Source organism: Pseudomonas violetae, from assembly GCF_023072615.1.
Lineage (GTDB): Bacteria > Pseudomonadota > Gammaproteobacteria > Pseudomonadales > Pseudomonadaceae > Aquipseudomonas > Aquipseudomonas violetae.
The window spans coordinates 1-21,390 of record NZ_JAKNRW010000035.1 but is presented as its reverse complement, the minus strand read 5'-3'; the positions used below and the strand labels follow the sequence as shown (position 1 = coordinate 21,390).

The following is a 21,390-nucleotide window of genomic DNA, read 5'->3' as shown; positions in this document are numbered from 1 at the left end:
CCAGCCGATAATGCACGCCTCCTTCACTCTGTGAGAGGGAGCCTTCTGGCGATACATCGCTTTCGCAAGCAGGCTCGCTGCCACATGGGTGTGTTAACTGATCACGGGTTATCTCTATGCACTCTTCAATCGAACAGGCAGACGTCATTGCCACGCCCGCCACTAAACCGGGGCTGCGGCTGCTGCTGTTGCCGCTGGTGATCTTCGCCGGCATGGGGCTTTCCGTGGAGGCCGGGTTGCTTGGACCCCTCGGGGTTCAAGTCGGGCATCTGTGGGCGACCTTGAGCATCTTTGGTGTCGGCTCGGCCATCCTATTCCTGCTGTTGTTATTGAGCGGCCCGCAACAGGGGCCGGCGTTCAACACCTTGCCGCGCTGGCAGTTGATCGGCGGTTTCCTGGGGCCGGTGTACGTGATCGTGCTGACGCTGGCCACTCCTCATATCGGCATCGCCATGACGATGATCGCGATCCTCTCCGGGCAGGTCGGCAAAAGCGTGCTGATCGACCATTTCGGCTGGTTCGGCGCGGCGCGTAAAAAGGTCAATGGTGAACGTTGGTTGGCTTTGCTGCTGATAGTTGCCGCACTTGTTCTGATTGCCAGGGGTTGATGATGAGTCTGTTTATCTTGTTGGCAGTGGTCGTGGCGGCCGGTGCAGTGTTGAGTGTGCAGGCGGCGATCAATGGACGCCTGGGCGAAACGGTGGGCGTGTTACGCAGCAGCCTGTTGACCTTTGTGGTTGGCGCTGTGGTCACGGGGTTGCTGATCCTGTTCTTCGAACCGGCCCATGCGGTGAGTCTGCTGGACGTGCCGAAATGGCAGCTCAGCGGCGCACTGTTCGGCGTGGTCTACATGATGGTGATGGTCGGCGCGGTGCCACGAGTAGGGGCGGCTGTCGCCACCGTGGCGGTGATCGTCGGGCAGTTGGGCATGGGTATGCTGATCGACAATTTCGGCTGGCTGGGCAATCCGGCAATCGAGTTATCCGGCAGCCGGATCCTGGCGATGGTGTGCCTGGCATTGGCGCTGGTGTTCATGTATCGCAGTAATACCCGGCAGGCGTAACGCGAACCTCTGTAGCTCCTACAATGTAATCACGGGTGCGCATCCGCCGCATCCGGACGACTATACCGATGGAGTCAGACCATGACCGTGACCAAGACCGATACCTGCGACTGCCCCAAATGCCAGTGCGAGTTGGGTGAGCACCCGATCGCTCGACACGGCAAGCATTACTGCTGCGAAGCCTGCGCCAAGCACCATGAGCATGGCGAAACGTGCTCATCCAAAGGCTGCAAGTGCGCTGACAGTTGAGCGGCCACGCAAACAAAGTGGAGCCTTTCAGGCTCCACTGTCATTTTGAATAAACGTTCTTCATACGCGTCAGCCGGCCGGGCGCCATGTCACATTCTCGACGCCGAACTTCTCGGCCATCGGCTTACTGGTTTTCTGCACCTTCTCCCTGCCAAAGCGCGGGATCCGACCCACGCCCGCGTCACAGCTTGCCCAATGCCAGGCCTCTGCGTTGTCCATCTTGTCCAGACGGATAATGAAAGACTTGGGGGCGCCATGAAGGGTGTATTCAATGACGAATAATTTTGCGTTGTTCATAAAGCCCGTGATTCTCCCTGTGGTATTAGAAGGATCGTTGGCGGGCCGGAAAATTCAGTCGGATTGTCAGACGGCGGCGAGTTTGGATGGGCTCCCAACCTAAAACTGATACCCAACCCCCGCGTAATACCCCCACCCATCAGACCGCGCCCTGAAATTTCCATCGCCAAAATTCAACACGCTGCCATCCTCCCAATTCCCACCGTTGTGGAAGTAGCGTCCCACCAACGTAAAACGCAGATGAGTGAACGAGTAGAGCAACACATTGGTCGCCACCGTCGCATTAGCCGTGCGCGCCGGGTTGTCTTTGTGCAAATCCGAGCCGAAATCGAAATTGGTGAAGCCGATATAGGTCAGCGACGCGCCATTGCTGAAATTGCTGATCGGCACAATGTACTTGAGTTGTGCACGGTAACCGTCCCACGAATACTCATTACTGGCGCCATAGTTCTCCCACTGGTAACGCCCGTAGAAATTCGCCGACAAATTAACCCGCGAATGAGTGTCGATGTCGGTGCCCAGCCCGCTGTACAGCGTATTGGCGCGGTTGGCGCTATTGCTGCCATGGTCATAAATCCAGTCGAACGCCACGTACCATTCCTTGAACGGGCCAATGGCCAGGCTGCGGCCCGCCAGATAGTCGATGGAAATCCGCGGCTCGTGCTCCATGAACACCGGCGAGCCGCGGTCCCAGACCCCCTTGTCATGGCTGTTGCCGATGTTGAAGATCTTCGGGATATCGATGTAGCCGTATAGCTCGAAGGGCCCCTTGCGCCCGAAATATTCGTATTCCAGGTAGATGTCGTCGGCCGGTTGCGGTCCGAAGCTGATGTCCTTACTGCCGATCAGCGTCAGGTCCTGATTGAACCAGTCCGACAGGTAGGCGCCTTGTTTCGGCGGGCTGGCTTCTGGGCTGAGGGATGCGCCCTGGGCGGATTCTTCGGTGGTGACGGGTTGCGCGGCAAGGTTGTCGCTGAGTAGTCCTGTAACGCCGGCGAGCAGTAAGGAAACAGATAAATTGCGCGTGCCGGTTACGCGGCGGAGTGTCGCATTCATTGAAAATCCCTTTCGAAATCCATCGGGTGCCCGGTGTTCCAGGCTGTCGTTGTTATGGGTCGAACACGCTGCTATCAGCAGCTCGCAAACGTTTGCACAACCCATACCAGATTCGACGGTGATAGCAGGTCGAGGCACAGTGGCGCGCGGGCTGCCGGCACTTTGGCTGCCCGCCAGGGCGGTTGTTTTTGCACGATCGCCCAAAGATCGTACCGGGTGATTGCTGTAGGATTGTCGACCTGACTACACAAGGTGCCACCCATGAGCAATCCGATTCGTCTGACCCAATACAGCCACGGCGCAGGATGCGGCTGCAAGATTTCCCCTCAGGTACTGGAAGTGATCCTGGCGGGCAGCGGGGCGCAGAACCTGGATCCAAATCTCTGGGTCGGCAACGCCTCGCGTGATGACGCTGCGGTCTATGCCATCGACGAAGAGCGCGGTGTGGTCTCGACTACCGACTTTTTCATGCCGATTGTCGATGACCCGTTCGACTTCGGTCGTATCGCCGCCACCAATGCCATCAGCGATATCTACGCCATGGGCGGCGATCCGCTGATGGCAATCGCGATCCTCGGCTGGCCGGTCAACGTGCTGGCCCCGGAAATCGCCCGGGAAGTGATTCGTGGCGGCCGCTCGATCTGCGATGAAGCGGGCATTCCTTTGGCCGGCGGGCACTCCATCGACGCGCCCGAACCAATTTTCGGCCTGGCCGTGACCGGACTGGTGGAAAAGCGCCACATGAAGCGCAACGACACCGCGACTGCCGGGTGCCTGTTGTATCTCACCAAACCCCTGGGGATAGGCATCCTGACCACCGCCGAGAAACAGGGCAAGTTGCGCCACGCCGACATCGGGCTGGCCAGGGACTGGATGTGCACCCTGAACAAGCCCGGCAGCCGTTTCGGCAAGCTTGAAGGCGTGACCGCGATGACCGACGTCACCGGATTCGGCCTGCTTGGGCACCTGGTGGAAATGGCCGATGGCAGCCACCTGACCGCGCGTATCGAATACGATCGCGTGCCGCGCCTGGCCGGTGTCGAGTATTACCTCGAACAGGGTTGCGTACCTGGGGGTACCCTGCGCAATTTCGACAGCTATGCCAGCAAACTGGGACGTCTGCAGGAACTGCACAAGCGTGTACTTTGCGACCCGCAGACCAGTGGCGGCCTGCTGATCGCGGTCACTCCCGCAGGCAGCCCGCAGTTTCTGAGCGTAGCCGCCGAACTGGGACTGACGCTTGAGCCCATCGGTGAACTGGTCGAGCGACAGACCCACGCGGTCGAGGTGTTCTGATGTCGATCGACTGCACCGACTACCGCGCTATTTTTCTCAACGACCGACCCATGCTGGACGCCCGCGCACCGGTCGAATTCGCCAAGGGGGCGTTTCCCGGGGCGGTCAACCTGCCTCTGATGAATGATCACGAGCGGCAACGCATCGGCACCTGCTACAAGCAGCACGGGCAGGAGGCAGCGATTACACTCGGGCACCAACTGGTGTCGGGTGCGATCAAGGCCGAACGCATCCAGGCGTGGGCTGATTTTACCCGGGCCCATCCTGAAGGTTACCTGTATTGCTTGCGTGGTGGCTTGCGCTCGCAGCTTGTCCAGCAGTGGCTCAAGGACGAGGCGGGCATCGACTATCCACGAGTCGGTGGCGGCTACAAGGCCATGCGCTCGTTTTTGCTGGATACGGTCGACCAGGCGGTGACGCAGTGTGATTTCGTTTTGCTGGGCGGCATGACCGGTACCGGCAAAACCGAGCTGCTCACGCAGTTGAGCAACGGCCTGGACCTGGAAGGCCATGCCAATCACCGTGGCTCCAGTTTCGGCAAACGCGCCACGGAACAGCCCTCCAACATCGATTTTGAAAACCGCCTGGCGGTGGACATCCTGAAAAAGCGGGCTGTTGGCATCGAGCGGTTCGTATTGGAAGACGAGAGCCGCACCGTCGGCAGCTGCGCCTTGCCGCTCCCGTTGTTCCAGGGCATGCAGCAGTATCCGATGGTCTGGCTGGAAGACAGCCTGCAAGGGCGCGTCGAGCGGATCCTGCGGGACTACGTGGTGGACCTGTGCGCCGAATTCATCACTGTGCATGGCGATGTCGGGTTTGCGCTGTTCTCCGAGCGGTTGCTGGAGAGCCTCAACAATGTGCAAAAACGCCTGGGTGGCGAGCGGCACCGGCGCATGCTGCTGTTAATGGAGGACGCCCTGGAAGAACAGGCGCGCAGCGGCTCGGTGGATCTGCATCGTGCCTGGATCGAAGGGTTGTTGAGCGAGTACTACGATCCGATGTATGCGTTCCAGCGGGAGAAAAAAGGCGCGCGGATCGAGTTTGCCGGGGAGCGGGATGCGGTGCTCGACTATTTGCGAGAGCGGGCTGTTCAGCGGGGGTGATGTTGCCGCAATGGCGCCCTCACGGGCGCCACAAAATCTACAGCACAGCCGCCCCAATCAACCCGCTGACCACGCCAATCCCCATGGTCATCAGCGCCACGCTGACCAGCACTCGCCCATCGAAATCCTTGCGCAGCATCAGCAGCGACGGCAGGCTGATACTCGGCAGGGTCATCAGCAGGGCAACGGCCGGGGCGGTGCCCATGCCCAGGGTCATCATGGTTTGCACGATCGGGATTTCCGCCGCCGTGGGAATCACGAACAAGGTGCCGATGATCGCCAGTGGCAACAGCCACATCAGGCTGTTGGCCATGGCGCCATCAATGTGCGGAAACACCCAGACCCGTACTGCACCGAGCACCAGCACCGCCAGAATGTAAATCGGGATAGTGCTCCAGAACAGTTGCCAGAGCGTGCGGCCCCAGCGCACCAGGAACGGTTGCACATCCACCGTGCTGGCTTCACTCACGGCTTCGACAGCCGCTTCAGGCAGTGCCTGAGGGCCGGACATGCGCTGCGCGACCCAGGACACGCCAAATACCAGCACGATGCCCGCGACCAGGCGCAGCGCCGTAAAGCCCCAGCCCAGCACAAAGCCCATGAACACCAGCGTGGCCGGGTTCAGCACCGGATTGCCGATCCAGAACGCCAGCGCGGCGCCAACCGACACATTGGAGCGACGCATGCTGGCCGCCACCGGTGCCGCGCAGCATGAACACATCATGCCAGGCAGGGCGAACAGGCCACCGCGTACGGTCGAGGCAAAACCGGCGCGGCCAAACAGGCGCAGCAGCCAGTCCCGGGGGATCAATACCTGAAGCAGTGAACCGAGAATCACCGCCAGTACTGCGGCTTTCCAGATCGCCAGGAAATACACCTTGGCGTAGGTCAGCGCGGCGGCCAGGGGGGCGGTCGGGGCGTCGTTGAGTATCGAGGCGCCGATGCTGTGATTGTCAGCCGCGAGAAAGGCCTTGGCGTAGTAGGGCGACCATTTGACGTAATACAGGCCGATACAGGCAACCAGGACGAAGAGTGCAGGTTTCCACCAGAACGACCAGCCTCGTGAGGGGGCAGCAGTGGATAAGAGCGACATGGAGAGTTCCTGGGGGAAGAAGGAGAGGGCTCATGATAGCCCAGCTCCTCCCTGGTGCAGATACTTACGTTGGGCAGGTCTGGCGACCGTTATCCAGGCCTTGCTTGTAGGTGTGGCTTTTCAGGCTGGCCTTGCCGTTGTGCCAGGTCAGGGTCAGCACATACAACGAGTCGAAATCGCTGGATTCCCAGTCTTCGGTAATCTTCTGCTTCTTGCCCACAGCGTCGCCTGCCACCTTATTGATCAGCTCGGGCAGGTAACCATGGGACCAGGCGGTGTAGATCACCGAGTTATGGTACTTGTCGTCGAGCAGTTCGTCGGCCAGGTCGCTGGTGTCGTTGGCCGAGAAGTTGATGTTCACCGGCAGACCGAGCTTGATCGCGCTAGGGCTGATGGTCATCAGGGGACGAATGTAGCTATAGGAGTTATCCAGCTCGCCTTCCTCTACATTGCGCGTCGGGTTCGCCGCAAACACGTAGTCGGCCTTGCCGAATTTTTCCGGGAGCAGAGTCGCCAGGTCAATGGCGCGATTCAAGCCTTGGCAGTTGAGCTGGCCCAGGCCGCCCTCGGGTTTTTCCGCATGGCGCAGGAACACCAGGGTCTGGGTACCGTCAGCCGGCTGGGCGCGGCTTTCGCTGGACTCCAGCGACAGAAACACCGCACTGGTGGCAAGCAGCGCTGGCAGGAAAAGATAGGCGCGATGCTTGAAGCGATTGGCAAATTTCAAGAGTTTCATCATCGAATTAGGGGTTCTTCAGCGCATTCGGTTAAGGCTGACAAACCTTTACACCGCGAGCATCCAGCGTCGGGTGTTTTCCATGTCGTTGAGCCGGTCCGTTTCCGAAAGGGCAAAGCTCTGAGTGCCTTGAGCCCATTTGGTTCGATCCCGACAGGTGCGCCGCACTCTACCGGGATGCTTTCTCGGATGTAGGAAAAGTTACCAACAGGATGTTACAACTCGTCGCAGAAGCTGCCGAAGGCTGCGATTTTTTGCGCTTGTCGATCCCGTCAAAAAACAGCAAAAGATCGCAGCGTTCGGCAGCTCCTACGGATTATGATCGGCGTACATTTTCCTTGTGGATGCTCCCATGACTGATTTGTCCGCGTTCCCCATCACACAAAAATGGCCGGCCCAGTACCCCGAGTGGATCCAGCTGTATTCACTGCCAACCCCCAATGGGGTCAAGGCGTCGATCATGCTCGAAGAGATCGGGCTGCCCTATGAGCCCCATCGCGTCAGCTTCGAAACCAATGACCAACTGTCCCCAGCGTTCATTTCGCTGAGCGCCAACAACAAGATTCCGGCGATCCTCGATCCTCACGGTCCGGGCGATCAGCCGTTGGCGCTGTTCGAGTCCGGGGCGATTCTGATCTACCTCGCCGACAAGAGCGGGCAGTTACTGGCCCAGGAGTCGGTGGCCCGTTACGAGACGATTCAGTGGCTGATGTTTCAGATGGGCGGCATCGGGCCGATGTTCGGTCAGGTCGGTTTCTTCAATAAATTCGCCGGCAAAGAATACGAGGACAAACGCCCGCTGGGTCGTTATGTCGACGAAAGCAAGCGTCTGCTGAAGGTGCTCGATACCCGCCTGCAAGGGCAGGACTGGATCATGGGTGAGCGCTACACCATCGCCGACATCGCCACGTTTCCTTGGGTGCGCAACCTGATCGGCTTCTATGACGCGGGCGACTTGGTGGGCATCAACGACTTCAAGAACGTCACCCGAGTGCTCGAGCGCTTCCTGGCGCGGCCTGCGGTCATGCGCGGCTTGGAAATACCGAAGTAACCCACTCAACAAGACCAGGGAAAGGCCATGCATTCATTCGATTTCAAACAGGTAGATGTTTTCAGCCGCAGCCCGCTCAAGGGCAATCCGTTGGCGGTGGTGTTCGCCGCAGATGAGCTGAGCGACGAGCGGATGGCGGCCTTTGCCGCCTGGACCAACCTCAGTGAGACCACTTTCATCTTGCGGCCCCGTGACCCGCGGGCCGACTACCGGGTGCGAATTTTCACCACACTCAAGGAGTTGCCGTTCGCCGGTCATCCTACGCTCGGGACCTGTCATGCCTGGCTGGAAGCTGGCGGCGTGCCCATGGGCGAGGAGGTGATTCAGGAGTGTGGAGTCGGGCTGGTGCGCATCCGCCGCCAGGGCGCCGAGCTGGCGTTCCTGGCACCACCGCTGATCAGGACCGGGCCGGTGGATGCCGAGATTGTAGAGCGGGTTCGCCTGGGACTGGGACTGGAGCGCGGCGTGATAGTGCGCAGTCAGTGGGTCGATAATGGCGCCGGCTGGCTGGCGGTGATGCTCGAAGATCGCCAGCAGGTGCTGGACTTGCAGCCGGACCATGCGCAAATGCTCGGCCTTGCGGTCGGGGTCGTTGCGCCCTGGCAGCCGGCGCGGGACGGCGATGCCGCGCAGTTCGAGGTGCGGGCGTTTATCAGTGGCGATGGCATGCCGGAAGACCCGGCCACCGGCAGCCTGAATGCCGGGCTGGCGCAGTGGCTGCTCAAGGAGGGGCTGGCACCGCCGTCCTACGTGGTCAGCCAGGGTGTGACGATGGGTCGCGCCGGGCGAATCCAGGTCGACCAGGTAGGCGACGAAATCTGGGTCGGCGGCCCTGTGGTGACCTGCATCAGCGGCACTTTGAACCTGTAGCGCGAGCGGTGCTCAGCCGGGACGGCTGGTGATTATTGCCGGACCGGTAACGCACTCTTGGTCAACAAGCGTTTGTGCGGTACGCCGCACAACGCATAAGCTTTCGCCCCTACGATTTTCGTCTTGTCCCAGGAATCCCCATGTCCAGTCAGTTCCCCGAAGCACGTCCACGCCGTCTGCGCCGCAATGCGAGCCTGCGCAGCCTGTTCCAGGAAACGGAGTTCAGCCTCGATGACCTGGTGCTGCCGATCTTCGTCGAGGAAGAAATTGACGAGTTCGTGCCGATCAAAAGCATGCCCGGCGTGATGCGCATTCCTGAATCGAAACTCGCCGGCGAGATCGAGCGTTATGCCCGTGCCGGCATCCGGTCGGTAATGACCTTTGGTGTGTCCCACCACCTGGACAGCAACGGCAGCGATACCTGGAACGAGAATGGCCTGGTGTCGCGGATGTCGCGCATCGCCAAGGATGCTGTACCGGACATGATCGTGATGTCCGACACCTGCTTCTGCGAGTACACCAACCATGGCCACTGCGGGGTCATGCACAACCATGAAGTCGACAACGATCAGACCCTGGTCAATCTCGGCAGGCAGGCCGTTGCAGCTGCCCAGGCCGGCGCTGATGTGATCGCTCCGTCGGCGGCGATGGACGGGCAGGTCCAGGCGATTCGTCGAGCCCTGGACGCAGCTGGTTTCACCCAGACGCCGATCATGGCCTATTCGACCAAGTTCGCTTCGGCGCTTTACGGCCCGTTCCGTGAAGCCGGTGGCAGTGCGCTCAAGGGTGATCGCAAGAGCTACCAGATGAACCCGATGAACCGCCGTGAAGCAGTGCGCGAATCATTGCTGGATGAACAGGAAGGCGCCGACGCGCTGATGGTCAAGCCGGCCGGCGCGTACCTGGACATCATCCGCGACATCCGCGAGGCCTCTCGCCTGCCGCTGGCGGCGTATCAGGTCAGTGGCGAGTACGCGATGATCAAATTCGGCGCCCAGGCCGGGGCGATTGACGAAGACCGGGTGGTCCGCGAAAGCCTCGGTGCGATCAAGCGCGCCGGTGCAGATCTGATTTTTACCTACTTTGCGATGGACCTGGCACTGGCCGGGATTTAACCCACAACAAACCATCCTGTGGGAGCGGGCTTGTTGTGGGGGGTGTCAGGGGTTAGCGAAAAACATACGAATCCCGTGATCGCGAAAATAGCGTTCGATCACCTTCGGGTCCGAACTGTTCTCGGCGATCGCCACGTAGGTGTCCGGTCGCAACAGGTAGAACCCGTTACGTCCCAGACCTGCGGCCTCGAACGCGGGTCGCCAGGCAAATACCTGCAACGGCATGTGATGCTCCACACACCAGGCGATCATTTCGTCGCTGGTGTCGCCATACACATGCACCTGCCAGATCGGTTGCTTGAGCGATTCATAATTGTCACCCTCGCCATCGTGCGCCCAGGGCAGTCGATCCCCGCCATGAACGTGCCCAGCCACGCCTGTACTTAAAGCCATCGCGCGATAATTCAGAGTGATCTGCGACACTGTGCGAAACATAAACTCGCGGGATGTTTCGAACGAGGCCAATTTCGGAATGAGCAACGGCGCCAGGCGGGTGCGCAGCAGGTCGGCCATAGGGCCTTGGGCTGTGACGAAACTAAATACCCGGTCGGTGGTGGCGACCAGTTTGCGGGCAAAAGCGATGCGTTCCGGTTCATAACTGTCGAGCAACCGCGCCTCGGCACCGCCGCTCAACACCGCTGCGAGTTTCCACGCCAGGTTGATCGCGTCACCGATCCCGGTGTTCATCCCCTGGCCACCGACCGGACTGTGGACGTGGGCTGCGTCTCCCAACAGGAACGCGCGCCCGGTGCGAAAGTGATCAGCCACCCGATGATGCACGTGATAGGTCGAGAACCAGTTCACCTGCTCGATCTGCACCTTCATGCTCTGGATCGCGCGACTGCTGATGTCCTCGAACCGCAGGTTTTCCGGTTGCTCGGCGCGCTCATCTCGCACCGTGCCAATCAGTCGCGCGCGACCTTGCTCGGCCATGGGGAAGACCGCAAGGAAGTCGGCTTCATCCAGGTCCACGTGCAGTTCGCCATTGAGGGCCTCGCCGCTGGCGTGCACATCGGCCACGTAGAAAATCTGCTGGTAGGTGCCTCCGGGAAAATCGGTATCCAGGGCCTTGCGCACGTTCGACCTGGCGCCATCGCACCCGGCCAGGTAACAGGCCTGGCAGGTTTCCTGCTGGCCATCTGGCAGGCGCAGTTGTGCGCTGATGCCGTCGCCGGTTTCCTCGAAGCTTTCCAGCTCGGTCCCGCGCTCGACTTGAACGCCGAAGGCTTCGAGACGACTGATCAATAGTCGCTCGTGCTGGTCCTGGGGAAATATTTCCAGGAAAGTGTAGGGCGTCAGGCCCTCGCCTACCGTGGTCAGGGGCAAGCGGGCAACAGGCTCGCCCTTGACCCAGAAATTCGCCGCGGCAACGCGATGACCGTTCTGTACCACGGCGTCGGCGATGTCGAGCTGGCGATACAGTTCAAGGGTGCGAGCCTGCACCGCCAGCGCCCGGGAAGTCGTGCCGGGTGCCGAGGTCTTGTCGATGATACGCACCCCTATCCCCAGTTTGCTCAACCACAGCGCCAGGACCAGTCCTGTGGGGCCGGCGCCGACAATCAGCACATCGCTTCGATTCATCAACCTGGCCTCCTCGCCGTGTTGCTTAAGTATGGCCCAGCCTAGTAAAAGCGGAATCAATGGAAGCCGTGACCACGCACATGGATATGTACACAAGACAAGAGCAAAAGATCGCAGCCTCGTTTCACTCGACAGCTCCTACGCAGCTCACAGAGCAGCCGGGGGAACAGTTGACGGTGGCAAGAGTCATAGCCTGCGCCATGCCTTTGATCGTATGGTTAACCGTCCCAAAGGATTAGATGGAGCACCATGCAAGCCAATCGACTGATCATGAGCGTCGCTGCGCTGCTGTTACTGGGCGGTTGCGCCACGCAACGGGCGCCTGAACCGCCTGCGCGCAAGCCCGCAGAGGTCAAGGCTGAATTGATGCGCCTGTTGCCGGCCAAAACGGTCGATCGCCAGGGCTGGGCTACGGACATCTATGCCGCGTTCGCCGCGCAGGGGATTTATCCGAGTACGCAAAACCTGTGCTCGGTGCTCGCAGTCACCGAGCAGGAGTCGACGTTTCAAGTCGACCCGCCGGTACCGGGGCTAGGCAAGATCGCCCGCGAGGAGGTCGACCGCCGAGCCGCCAAGGTGCACATCCCCAGCCTGCTGGTCAGTGGCGCGCTGCAGGTCACCTCGCCCAACGGCAAGAGTTACAGCACTCGGCTCAATGCTGCGCGCAGTGAAAAGGAACTCAGTGCGATCTTCGATGATTTCATCGGCATGGTGCCGATGGGGCAGACGCTATTCGGCGGGTTCAACCCGGTGCATACCGGTGGGCCGATGCAAGTCAGCATCGACTTCGCCGAACAGCATGCGCGGCAATACCCGTATCCGGTCGAGAGTACGATTCGCCACGAAGTCTTCAGTCGTCGCGGCGGCATGTATTTCGGCATCGCGCACCTGCTGGGTTACCCGGTGAACTACCCGCAACCCCTGTACCGCTTTGCCGATTTCAACGCCGGCTGGTACGCCAGTCGCAATGCCGCGTTTCAGAACGCGGTGAGCCGCGCTTCGGGCATCCCGCTGGCGCTGGACGGTGATCTGGTGCGCTACGACGCAATCATGCCCGGCACCACTGAGCTGGCGGTGCGCAGCCTTGGCAAGCAACTGACCATGCGCAATCCGACCATCCGCGATCAACTGGACAAGGGCAAGAGCCTGGAGTTCGAGGACACAGCACTCTACCAACGGGTCTTTGAGCTGGCAGAGCAGGCTGAAGGCCGCTCATTGCCCCGTGCGGTGCTGCCGGGGATCGTACTGCAAAGCCCGAAAATTACTCGCAAACTCACCACCGCGTGGTTCGCCAAGCGGGTCGATGAGCGCTATCAGCGCTGCATGGCCCGGGCGCGCTGAACAAGCCCACGGGCACCTCCATCAAATGACTTTAACCGCTCGGCCGATGAACTGGATCGGCCCCGTCGGCTTGCCGATCGGCGAGCCATTGGGGTTCTCCAGGGTCAGCTCGAACAGTTGATCAGGCACCAGTGACGGCAGTTTATCCAGAGGCACCGAGAGCGTTTGCCCCGGCTTGACCAGGCCCAGTGATACAGGCCCTTGCCAACCGTCGGCTTTGGTCCAGAATTCCAGCGCCTTGTCGGCTGGAACTTCCACCACCCCCAGCGGGATCAGTTGCAGCTCCCTTGGGTTGCTCGCCTGGATGACCCAGCCCGGCGCCTTGTCCTGAGGGCCGACCAATACCACCAGGTAGGTCGGCTTGGCCGTGGTCTGCGTCAACAGCAGGGTGCCGAACAGCAGACTGGCCGCCAGCCCCGCCCCGGCCAGCCCGCGCCATAAGGGCAGCAGGTTCCACCAGGAGGGTGCGCGCGCTGCAGGCACTCGGGGTTTGGGCTGCAGGGCCTGCACGCTGCGTTCGATCCGCGGCCACAATTGGGTAGAAGGAAGCGCAGGCTCGACGAGGTCGGTCAAACCGAGCAGGCGACGTTCCCAGCTGTCGACCGCCTTGCGCAATTCGGCGTCGTCCTGCAGGCGCAGGCGGACCTGCTCTCGCAGGTCGGCCGGGAGCGTGCCCAATACATATTCGCTGGCCAGTTCGTCGCGCTCTTGTGGGGTTTCGTTCGAAGGTCTGTTGATCATCCCATGCACTCCCGCAACGCCGTCAGGCTGCGCTTGATCCAGGCTTTGACCGTGCCCAGCGGGGCGCCGAGCTTGTGTGATATCTCGGCGTGGGAATAACCGTCGACGTACGCATGCACGATGCAAATGCGCCGTGCCGGCTCCAGTTGCTCCAGACAATGATGGATGCGCCCTGAATCGGCCTGGTCATCGAGCGCTTGGGTAACGTCCGGCACATCGATCTCGTCGTGGCTTTCGCGACGATGGTCACGCAGGAAATTCAGCGCCAGGTGCCGCGTCACGCTGTACATCCAGCCCCGCGCCGAACCTCGCTCGGGATCGAATCGCGCGGCACCGTTCCAGATTTTCAGGAATGCATCGTGGACGATATCTTCGGCCAGCGCCGTGTCGCGCACCAGGCGTTTGGCCACGCCCAGCAGGCGCGGGCTTTCCTGCAGGTATAAATCGCGCAATGCCTGCTGCTCGCCACGCCCGCAGGCGGCCAGGTGTGCTTCGTAATCAAAAAGGGGTTCGGGCAAGGACACTGTGCTCAGCCATTGATGGGACCTGGGATGCAATCTAGCAAACAAACCGGGAGTCTGTAGGAGCCTGCAGCAAGCCAGCTCCTGCAAGTGCCCGGCCCGGGTCACCTTTTAATGACCAGGGCCTGCACCTGATGGATTGGAATCAGCTCGCAGCCCAGAAAATATAGTCCGCCTGGTACTTCACCACTTCCTGCTTGCCCTTGTTGGCGGAGGTGCATTCGGTACCGGGCGCCACGCCGCCCTTGAGGGCCACGCGCTGGATGTAGCTCACGCCGCTCATCGCGCCCTTGCCTTCGGCCGGGTTGGCCTTGACCAACTGATAGGGCAGGCTACCCGGTGTCGATGGCGCGACGGCCAGTTGGGTGCCGGTGACTTTCGAGCCGTCCTTCGCCTGCCAGGTTGCCGGCGGTCCAAAATAGGTGCCGACCTGTTTGCCGCTGCGATCGCTCAGCACCGCTTTAGGCCCCACGAACACCCATTCCGTCATGCCGGCGGCGTTGGCCTTGTCGCGGCACTCATAGGTGATCTCGCCGGCCGCGGTGGTTTCCATGGCCACCTTGTGCCCGTCAGGTACCTTGATGCTGTCGGGCAGACCCGTCTGGGCGAAGGTGGCGGTAGTGGTGGCAAGTAAACCGGCAAGACACATCAGCTGTTTGGCGTTCATTGATAGCACTCCGAAAATGGGTAATCCGCTTTGCAGCATCAGGGCTGCTACAGGTACTACCCGCCACGTGGCGATTTGGATGCAGGTGCGAAAAAAGAAATTTTTCCGCAGGGGCTGAGTCAGCTGCTACAAAGAGAGAACTGCAAAGGAGGTGTGTATGTACCAGCTCTACGGACACAAGAACTCCGGCGCTGCGGCGATTGAGGCGGCATTGGAGCTCTGCGAGATTCCCTATCGCTTTATCGATGTAGAGGCCTCCCCGGAGTCGGCCAAGGCTCTGGAGAAACTCAACCCACTGAAGCAGATTCCAACCCTGCAATTGCCCGACGGCGGCATCCTGACCGAAAGCGCAGCGATCCTCATCCACCTGGGGCTGACGTTTCCCCAGTCGAATCTGCTGCCGGACGATGTCGCCGAGCGCGACCAGGCCATTCGCGGCCTGGCGTTCATCGTCAGCAATTGTTATGCGGCGATCGGCATTATCGACTACCCCGAGCGCTGGCTGGCCGAGGCGGATGAGACGTCCCGGCAGAACCTCATGGCCGGCGCCCGAACGCGTTTGCACTGGAGTTGGGAGGTGTTCGCCGACCAATTTTCCGGCGAGCTGTACCTGGGCGCCGAGGCGCCGGGCGCGCTGGATGTGCTGGCCGCCGTAGTGAGCCGCTGGGCGGGAAGCCGCGAACACCTGCGTAGCACCCGGCCGGGATTCTATGCGTGGCTGGAGCGAATCGACCGGCATCCGACCCTGGCACCGGTGTTTGCCCGGCATTGGCCGGGCTGAGAATCAAAAGATCGAACGATCTTTTGATCTTGCCGTTCATTCGCCGCGAATATACTGCTCCAGCTGCCGAATCAGCTCGGCCTGCTCGGCAATCGCTTCCTTGACCAGGTCGCCGATCGACAGCAGGCCGATCAGCTTGCCATTCTCGACTACGGGCAAGTGGCGCAGCCGCTTATCGGACATGATGCCCAGGCAAGTGTCTACGGTTTGGTGGGTGTCCACGGTGATCACCTGCGACACCATGATGTCGCGCACCGGAGTACCCACCGAAGATCGACCATGCAGCACCAGTTTGCGCGCGTAATCCCGTTCGCTGATGATTCCCAGCACTTGATCATTTTCCACCACGAGCAGGGCGCCGACGTTCTTCTCGGCCATCTTCATTAATGCTTCCAGCACCATGTGGTCGGGTTTGATCTGGTGCACTTCCTGATTCTTCTGATCTTTCAACTTGAGCAGTTGGGCGACGGTTTTCATGGTGGGTACTCTGGTGTTGTCGTTGTTCTAGAAGAATCATAGACCCGGGCCGCGAGGGCAAGGCGCAAAGCGGCGGATAACATGCAAAAAACGTCATTTGCCGGTTTTTTTGTGAATTTCCCGGTTCGAACCGCACGCAGCCTCCCAGGTTCGGCAGCTGTTAGGAGGATACGCGTAGAATCCCCACCTGAATCAGTTATCGAGGTTGCATTGGTGGATCTACAGCAGGGGTTTGTCCTGACCCGGCATTGGCGTGACACCCCGGCCGGAACGGAAGTCGAGTTCTGGCTGGCGACCGATGATGGCCCCCGGCGCATTCGCCTGCCCCATCAACCGTCGGTTGCGTTTATTCCCGCAGAACAGCGTGAACAGGCGGAACAGCTGCTCCAGGGCGAAAAAAACGTCGAGCTGCGGCCCCTGGCGCTGCTGGACTTCGAGCATCGCCCGGTGCTAGGCCTGTACTGTCAGCAGCACGGCCAACTGATGCGCCTGGAAACCACGCTGCGCAAGGCCGGCGTCGAGATGTTCGAAGCCGATGTGCGGCCGCCGGAACGCTACATGATGGAACGCTTTATCACCGCGCCGGTGGTGTTCGGTGGCATGGCGAACGCCGATGGTCTGGTGCTCGACGCGCAGATGAAACCCGATCCCGCTTACCGGCCCACACTCAGGCTGGTGTCTCTGGACATCGAAACCACCGCCCAGGGCGAGCTGTACTCGATTGCGCTGGAGGGGTGCGGCGAGCGTCAGGTTTACATGCTCGGCCCACCGAATGGCGACGACAGCGAGGTGGACTTCCAGCTTGAATACTGCGAGTCACGCACCCTGTTGCTGAAGAAACTGAACGAGTGGTTCGCCCGCTTTGACCCTGACGCGATCATCGGCTGGAACGTCGTGCAGTTCGACCTGCGGGTGTTGCACGAACACGCCCGGCGCCTGGCGGTACCGCTCAAGCTGGGGCGTGGCGGCGAAGAGATGCAGTGGCGCGAACATGGCAGTCGCCACCACTTTTTCGCTGCAGCGGCTGGCCGATTGATCATCGACGGCATCGAATCCTTGCGTTCGGCCACCTGGAGTTTCCCCTCGTTCAGCCTGGAAAACGTCGCCCAGACCCTGCTTGGGGAAGGCAAGGCCATCAGCACGCCCTACCAGCGCATGGACGAAATCAATCGTATGTTCGCCGAGGACAAGCCGGCCCTGGCCAAGTACAACCTCAAGGACTGCGAACTGGTCACGCGGATCTTCGCCAAGACCCAACTGCTGACCTTCCTGCTCGAGCGCGCCAGCGTCACCGGTTTGCCGGCGGACCGCAGTGGCGGCTCGGTAGCGGCCTTCACCCATCTCTACATGCCGCTGATGCACCGCCAGGGCTTCGTTGCGCCGAACCTGGGCGGGCGGCCACCGCAGGCGAGTCCTGGCGGTTTTGTCATGGACTCACAGCCGGGGCTCTATGAGTCGGTTTTGGTGCTCGACTACAAAAGCCTTTATCCCTCGATCATCCGCACGTTCCTGATCGACCCGGTCGGCCTGATCGAAGGCCTCAAGTACCCGGACGATCAAGACTCGGTACCCGGTTTTCGTGGCGCGCGGTTTTCCCGGACCCGGCATTGCCTGCCAGCGATTGTCTCGCGGGTCGCCGAAGGCCGGGAAACCGCCAAGCGTGAGCAAAACGCGCCGCTGTCCCAGGCCCTGAAAATCATCATGAATGCCTTCTACGGCGTGCTCGGATCCAGCGGCTGCCGATTCTTCGACACGCGCCTGGCGTCGTCGATCACCTTGCGGGGGCACGAAATCATGCTGCGTACTCGCCAGTTGATCGAGGCGCAGGGGCATACAGTCATTTACGGCGATACCGATTCGACCTTCGTCTGGCTGCGTCGAGCCCATGGCCAGGAAGAAGCCGCGCTGATCGGCCATGCCCTGGTCGAACACGTGAACCTGTGGTGGCGTGAACACGTGCAGCAGCAGTACGGGCTGCAAAGCGTGCTGGAACTGCAGTATGAAACCCACTACACGCGTTTCCTGATGCCAACTATTCGCGGGGCGGAGGAGGGCAGCAAAAAACGTTATGCAGGATTGGTCCGCCGTGCCGATGGTACCGATGAGATGGTCTACAAGGGCCTTGAAGCGGTGCGTACCGACTGGTCTTTGCTGGCCCGCCAGTTCCAGCAGGAACTCTACTCGCTGATTTTCCACCGCAAGCCCTATCAGGATTATGTGCGCGACTATGTGCGCAAGACCCTGGCCGGCGAGTTTGACGAACGCCTGGTTTATCGCAAGCGCCTGCGCCGCACCCTCGACGACTATGAGCGCAATGTACCGCCCCACGTGCGGGCCGCGCGCATCGCCGATCAGTACAACGACCAGCAGGGCCGGCCACGGCAATATCAGAACGGCGGTTGGATCAGTTATCTGATAACAGTCGCCGGTCCTGAACCGTTGGAGGTGCGCAGCGCGCCCATCGACTATGACCATTACGTCACCCGCCAGTTGCAACCGATCGCGGATGCCATCCTGCCGTTTGTCGATGACGATTTTTCAACCCTGATTGGGGGGCAACTGGGGCTGTTTTGAGTCCAGTAACGACAGGGTCCACTCGTCCGGGATGCCATGGTAATACCGCTCCAGTGCCTGATGGAACAGACTGTCGGCGGGGCTGACCTGCGCGAAAAGGGTGATGGAGGAGTGGAATTTCAGGTCGTCGGGGTGACCGAAAATATCAGCGATAGACCTGTGTCTGATATTCAGCACCAATTGAGTGCAAGTACGCAGGCGTGTACCCAGTAGGGCATGAGCCAGATAGGCCGCAGCCTCTGCGGCAGACTGAATGGCGAAGCGGCGCGACATTTCGCTGCCGCCCAGCCCGGCGATCTGCGGGAATATAAACCACATCCAGTGCCGGCGCTTGCACCCGGCACCCAATTCCCCGAGGACGTGGTCGAACACCGGGTCCTGGGCCTGGCTAAAGCGGTCCAGGTTAAAGGAGTCCAGCGGATCGGTGCTTCTCATGTAGAAGCCCTCTGATGAAACCGATGGCCTAGACCATGGCCAATCGCTGTTTGCGTTGTGGCGCACGAAACGCTTGGTCCAGCGCCTCCAGGTCCCCGGGCTCAAGCCGAATGTCCTGAGCTTGAGCGTTGAGTTTGACGTGTTCGGGCCGGACCGCCTTGGGGATGGCGATCACCCCGTCCTGTCGCAGAATCCATGCCAGTGCAACCTGCGCTGGCGTCACGGCGTGACGGTCTGCCACTTGTTTGAGCGTTACCTGGGCCAGCATATGCCCGCCCTGGCCAATCGGACAGTAGGCCATGACGGGCAGTCGGTGTTGCTGGCACCACGGCAGCAGGTCGAATTCGATACCGCGCTCTTCCAGGTTGTACAGCACCTGATTGGTGGCGCAGGCCGGGGCAGCCAGTTCGTGCAGATCGTCCATATCAAAATTGGACACGCCCCAGCGGCCGATCTTGCCGTCCTCACGCAGGCGCTCAAAGGCATTGACGGTTTCCTCCAGCGGATGCTGGCCACGCCAATGCAGCAAATAAAGATCGATGTAATCTGTGCCCAGGCGCTTCAGGCTGCGTTCACAGGCCAGAGGAATGCCCTGGCGACTGGCGTTATGCGGGTACACTTTGCTGACCAGGAAAACCTTGTCGCGCTGACCTGCGATCGCCTCGCCCACCACCTCCTCGGCTGCGCCTTCGGCATACATCTCGGCGCTATCGATCAAGGTCATGCCCAACTCGATGCCCAAGCGCAAGGCCGCAACTTCGCTCGCGTATTGCGATGAATCTTCGCCCATCCGCCAGGTGCCCTGACCGATGACCGGCACCTCAACGCCGGCCAATTGTAAAGTGCGCATTCAAACCTCCTGCAAAATCCGGTTGTTTACGTTCGGCAACATGAACAGCATGGGGTTCATTACCTGAAGGCTGCAGAGTACCGCAGACGGCAGGGGGTGCTGGCTTGCGCATCCTTCGCAAAGTTTTACGGACCGTCGGCACTGCACTTTTTCAGCATTCGCGGCTCTATCCATGGCCAGCCTGCGACGATCCCCACCGCCGGCCAATGTCCAAGTCGCAAAATCAATGGCTCAATTGTTATCCCTCATTTCCGCGCAAATCCATTGCCACCGCCGGCTGCTGACCGGCCTGGCACTGCTGCTCGTCGCCGGTTGCAGCCAGCAACAGGGACGGGACGTCATCAGCCAGTTTCGCGAAGGCAAACCCCAGGAATTTCTCCAGACCAGCGTCGACCGCATGGCCTCCCTGACCATGCGTGACAACCTCGATAGCCTCTACCTGCTAATGAATAAGCTGTACCTGCGTAACCCCGATGAGTTGAAAAAATCCGGTTTTCTCGACGCTCGAAGTGCCGAAAAACAGGTGCGCATGGCGATTGAGCAGCAGCAACCGCTGCCCACCTTAGGGGGCAAGAAGGATTTGGCGGCGCTGAGTTATGCCATGAGTCCGCAATTTCTCGGCGACCGTGTCGGTGCGTTCATCTACGCCATCGGCAGCATGCTGGTGACTGCGCACGGTGACCGGCTGGAGTTCTACATGACGGATGCGATCAACCCGACCTTCGTCAACAACGCCGCGCGCAACATCGAGAAAGCCACCTGGATCCTCAGTCAACGGCAGAACCCGCAAGGCGGCCCCTTGCTGTTCTCCAACGAGATATCGGAGGAGGGTAGCAACCTGAGTTTCGCCGTGGAGTTCGGCAAGATCGTCGCGCGGCTGGACCTGCTGACCCAAATGCTCGACGAGCGCTATCGGCGGATCGGCCTCAATTACGCGCAGAGCCTGCTGTTTCTGAATTTTTTACCGGTGCAGTGATCCGAGTCAGTTACAGTGTAAAGTTGTATACAATTCATGTCGCTTGAAAGGGAGCTGCAACCGTCATGACTCACCAGGCCACCGTTGAACGTGCGCACGCCGAACACTGCACTACCAGCGATAAGTTGCCTTACGCTGCCTTGCTGGCGTTTGCCATGACCGGTTTTATCGCCGTGCTCACCGAAACCCTGCCGGCCGGGTTGTTGACGCAGATCGGCGCCGGGCTGCAGGTCAGCGAGGTGTGGGCCGGACAGTTGGTGACGCTCTATGCCCTGGGCTCCATCGTGGCGGCCATTCCGCTGACTGTGGCGACTCGCGGCTGGCGGCGTCGGCGAGTGCTGATGATGACGGTGTGCGGATTTCTGCTGTTCAACACGGTCACGACCTTTTCCAGTCACTACGGGCTGACCCTGGTGTCACGCTTCCTGGCGGGCATGGCGGCAGGCCTGTCCTGGGGCATCATGGCCGGTTACGCCCGGGGCCTGGTCACACCGCGCCTGCAGGGCCGGGCGCTGGC

General features: G+C 60.6%; 24 protein-coding genes. 13 read left to right on the top strand and 11 right to left on the bottom strand.

Features of this window, described 5'->3' with window-relative positions; genetic code table 11:
- Positions 1-116: 116 nt before the first annotated feature.
- From L9059_RS25540 to L9059_RS25530, 3 genes are all read left to right on the top strand, one after another.
- On the top strand, positions 117-608 hold the full coding sequence (locus L9059_RS25540; protein WP_247293639.1) for a DMT family transporter: 492 nt from the start codon (positions 117-119) through the stop codon (positions 606-608).
- A 2-nt stretch (positions 609-610) separates the two neighbouring features.
- The gene (locus L9059_RS25535) at positions 611-1,063 is read left to right on the top strand and encodes a DMT family transporter (protein WP_045060942.1); all 453 of its coding nucleotides are present in this window, start codon (positions 611-613) and stop codon (positions 1,061-1,063) included.
- An 81-nt stretch (positions 1,064-1,144) separates the two neighbouring features.
- A complete protein-coding gene (locus L9059_RS25530; protein ID WP_247293638.1) occupies positions 1,145-1,312 on the top strand; it encodes a metallothionein in 168 nt (55 codons plus the stop codon).
- A gap of 69 nt (positions 1,313-1,381) precedes the next feature.
- Here the strand turns inward: L9059_RS25530 and L9059_RS25525 are convergent, their stop codons facing one another.
- On the bottom strand, positions 1,382-1,609 hold the full coding sequence (locus L9059_RS25525; RefSeq protein ID WP_045060943.1) for a DUF6555 family protein: 228 nt from the start codon (positions 1,607-1,609) through the stop codon (positions 1,382-1,384).
- A gap of 99 nt (positions 1,610-1,708) precedes the next feature.
- Positions 1,709-2,665 carry a nucleoside-specific channel-forming protein Tsx gene (locus L9059_RS25520; protein WP_247293637.1) on the bottom strand — a complete coding sequence of 319 codons (957 nt, stop codon included), beginning with the start codon at positions 2,663-2,665 and terminating at the stop codon, positions 1,709-1,711.
- 261 nt (positions 2,666-2,926) lie between these two features.
- Here L9059_RS25520 and selD point away from each other — a divergent pair, with 261 nt between their 5' ends.
- Together selD and mnmH are read left to right on the top strand one after the other, a co-directional pair.
- Positions 2,927-3,961 (top strand): selenide, water dikinase SelD, encoded by a 1,035-nt coding sequence (selD, locus tag L9059_RS25515; RefSeq protein ID WP_247293636.1) that lies wholly within the window; start codon positions 2,927-2,929, stop codon positions 3,959-3,961.
- Positions 3,961-5,064: a tRNA 2-selenouridine(34) synthase MnmH gene (gene mnmH / locus L9059_RS25510; RefSeq protein ID WP_247293635.1), complete on the top strand. Its 1,104-nt coding sequence runs from the start codon at positions 3,961-3,963 to the stop codon at positions 5,062-5,064. The genes selD and mnmH overlap by 1 nt, the downstream gene beginning before the upstream one ends.
- Positions 5,065-5,101: 37 nt before the next feature.
- Here mnmH and L9059_RS25505 read toward each other — a convergent pair whose 3' ends face one another.
- Both L9059_RS25505 and L9059_RS25500 read right to left on the bottom strand, forming a co-directional pair.
- Positions 5,102-6,157 carry a permease gene (locus L9059_RS25505; protein WP_247293634.1) on the bottom strand — a complete coding sequence of 352 codons (1,056 nt, stop codon included), beginning with the start codon at positions 6,155-6,157 and terminating at the stop codon, positions 5,102-5,104.
- A 64-nt stretch (positions 6,158-6,221) separates the two neighbouring features.
- Complete coding sequence (locus L9059_RS25500) at positions 6,222-6,896, bottom strand: histidine phosphatase family protein (RefSeq protein ID WP_247293633.1); 675 nt, start codon at positions 6,894-6,896, stop codon at positions 6,222-6,224.
- 349 nt (positions 6,897-7,245) lie between these two features.
- Between L9059_RS25500 and L9059_RS25495 the strand changes: the two genes are divergently transcribed.
- From L9059_RS25495 to hemB, 3 genes are all read left to right on the top strand, one after another.
- On the top strand, positions 7,246-7,944 hold the full coding sequence (locus L9059_RS25495; RefSeq protein WP_247293631.1) for a glutathione binding-like protein: 699 nt from the start codon (positions 7,246-7,248) through the stop codon (positions 7,942-7,944).
- A gap of 27 nt (positions 7,945-7,971) precedes the next feature.
- The gene (locus tag L9059_RS25490) at positions 7,972-8,814 is read left to right on the top strand and encodes a PhzF family phenazine biosynthesis protein (RefSeq protein ID WP_247293629.1); all 843 of its coding nucleotides are present in this window, start codon (positions 7,972-7,974) and stop codon (positions 8,812-8,814) included.
- Between the two features lie 140 nt (positions 8,815-8,954).
- The gene (hemB, locus tag L9059_RS25485) at positions 8,955-9,929 is read left to right on the top strand and encodes a porphobilinogen synthase (RefSeq protein ID WP_247293627.1); all 975 of its coding nucleotides are present in this window, start codon (positions 8,955-8,957) and stop codon (positions 9,927-9,929) included.
- Between the two features lie 45 nt (positions 9,930-9,974).
- Here the strand turns inward: hemB and L9059_RS25480 are convergent, their stop codons facing one another.
- Positions 9,975-11,510: an FAD-dependent monooxygenase gene (locus tag L9059_RS25480; RefSeq protein ID WP_247293625.1), complete on the bottom strand. Its 1,536-nt coding sequence runs from the start codon at positions 11,508-11,510 to the stop codon at positions 9,975-9,977.
- 249 nt (positions 11,511-11,759) lie between these two features.
- Between L9059_RS25480 and L9059_RS25475 the strand changes: the two genes are divergently transcribed.
- Positions 11,760-12,851: a DUF1615 domain-containing protein gene (locus L9059_RS25475; protein WP_247293623.1), complete on the top strand. Its 1,092-nt coding sequence runs from the start codon at positions 11,760-11,762 to the stop codon at positions 12,849-12,851.
- A 21-nt stretch (positions 12,852-12,872) separates the two neighbouring features.
- On the opposite strand, the gene L9059_RS25470 is transcribed toward L9059_RS25475, so the two are convergent.
- From L9059_RS25470 to L9059_RS25460, 3 genes are all read right to left on the bottom strand, one after another.
- Entirely contained in the window at positions 12,873-13,592 is a 720-nt protein-coding gene (locus L9059_RS25470) for an anti-sigma factor (RefSeq protein WP_247293621.1), read from the bottom strand.
- A complete protein-coding gene (locus L9059_RS25465) occupies positions 13,589-14,116 on the bottom strand; it encodes a sigma-70 family RNA polymerase sigma factor (protein ID WP_428480299.1) in 528 nt (175 codons plus the stop codon). The genes L9059_RS25470 and L9059_RS25465 overlap by 4 nt, the downstream gene beginning before the upstream one ends.
- A gap of 142 nt (positions 14,117-14,258) precedes the next feature.
- Positions 14,259-14,780 (bottom strand): DUF3455 domain-containing protein, encoded by a 522-nt coding sequence (locus L9059_RS25460; RefSeq protein WP_247293617.1) that lies wholly within the window; start codon positions 14,778-14,780, stop codon positions 14,259-14,261.
- Positions 14,781-14,937: 157 nt separating this feature from the next.
- On the opposite strand from L9059_RS25460, the gene L9059_RS25455 reads away from it, so the two are divergent.
- Positions 14,938-15,561, top strand: coding sequence for a glutathione S-transferase (locus L9059_RS25455; RefSeq protein ID WP_247293616.1), 624 nt, complete (start codon positions 14,938-14,940; stop codon positions 15,559-15,561).
- A 36-nt stretch (positions 15,562-15,597) separates the two neighbouring features.
- Here the strand turns inward: L9059_RS25455 and L9059_RS25450 are convergent, their stop codons facing one another.
- Positions 15,598-16,038: a CBS domain-containing protein gene (locus tag L9059_RS25450; protein ID WP_045060957.1), complete on the bottom strand. Its 441-nt coding sequence runs from the start codon at positions 16,036-16,038 to the stop codon at positions 15,598-15,600.
- Positions 16,039-16,251: 213 nt separating this feature from the next.
- Between L9059_RS25450 and L9059_RS25445 the strand changes: the two genes are divergently transcribed.
- Positions 16,252-18,612, top strand: coding sequence for a DNA polymerase II (locus tag L9059_RS25445; protein ID WP_247293615.1), 2,361 nt, complete (start codon positions 16,252-16,254; stop codon positions 18,610-18,612).
- On the opposite strand, the gene L9059_RS25440 is transcribed toward L9059_RS25445, so the two are convergent.
- On the bottom strand, positions 18,577-19,047 hold the full coding sequence (locus L9059_RS25440; RefSeq protein ID WP_247293614.1) for a DUF1810 domain-containing protein: 471 nt from the start codon (positions 19,045-19,047) through the stop codon (positions 18,577-18,579). The two genes, L9059_RS25445 and L9059_RS25440, sit on opposite strands and share 36 nt — an antisense overlap.
- Positions 19,048-19,075: 28 nt before the next feature.
- Positions 19,076-19,897, bottom strand: a complete 822-nt coding sequence (locus L9059_RS25435) for an aldo/keto reductase (RefSeq protein WP_247293613.1) — start codon at positions 19,895-19,897, stop codon at positions 19,076-19,078.
- A 226-nt stretch (positions 19,898-20,123) separates the two neighbouring features.
- Here L9059_RS25435 and L9059_RS25430 point away from each other — a divergent pair, with 226 nt between their 5' ends.
- Both L9059_RS25430 and L9059_RS25425 read left to right on the top strand, forming a co-directional pair.
- Entirely contained in the window at positions 20,124-20,873 is a 750-nt protein-coding gene (locus tag L9059_RS25430) for a hypothetical protein (protein ID WP_247293612.1), read from the top strand.
- Between the two features lie 65 nt (positions 20,874-20,938).
- Positions 20,939-21,390, top strand: a 452-nt coding sequence (locus L9059_RS25425; RefSeq protein ID WP_247293611.1) for an MFS transporter, incomplete at its 3' end; no start/stop codon positions are given.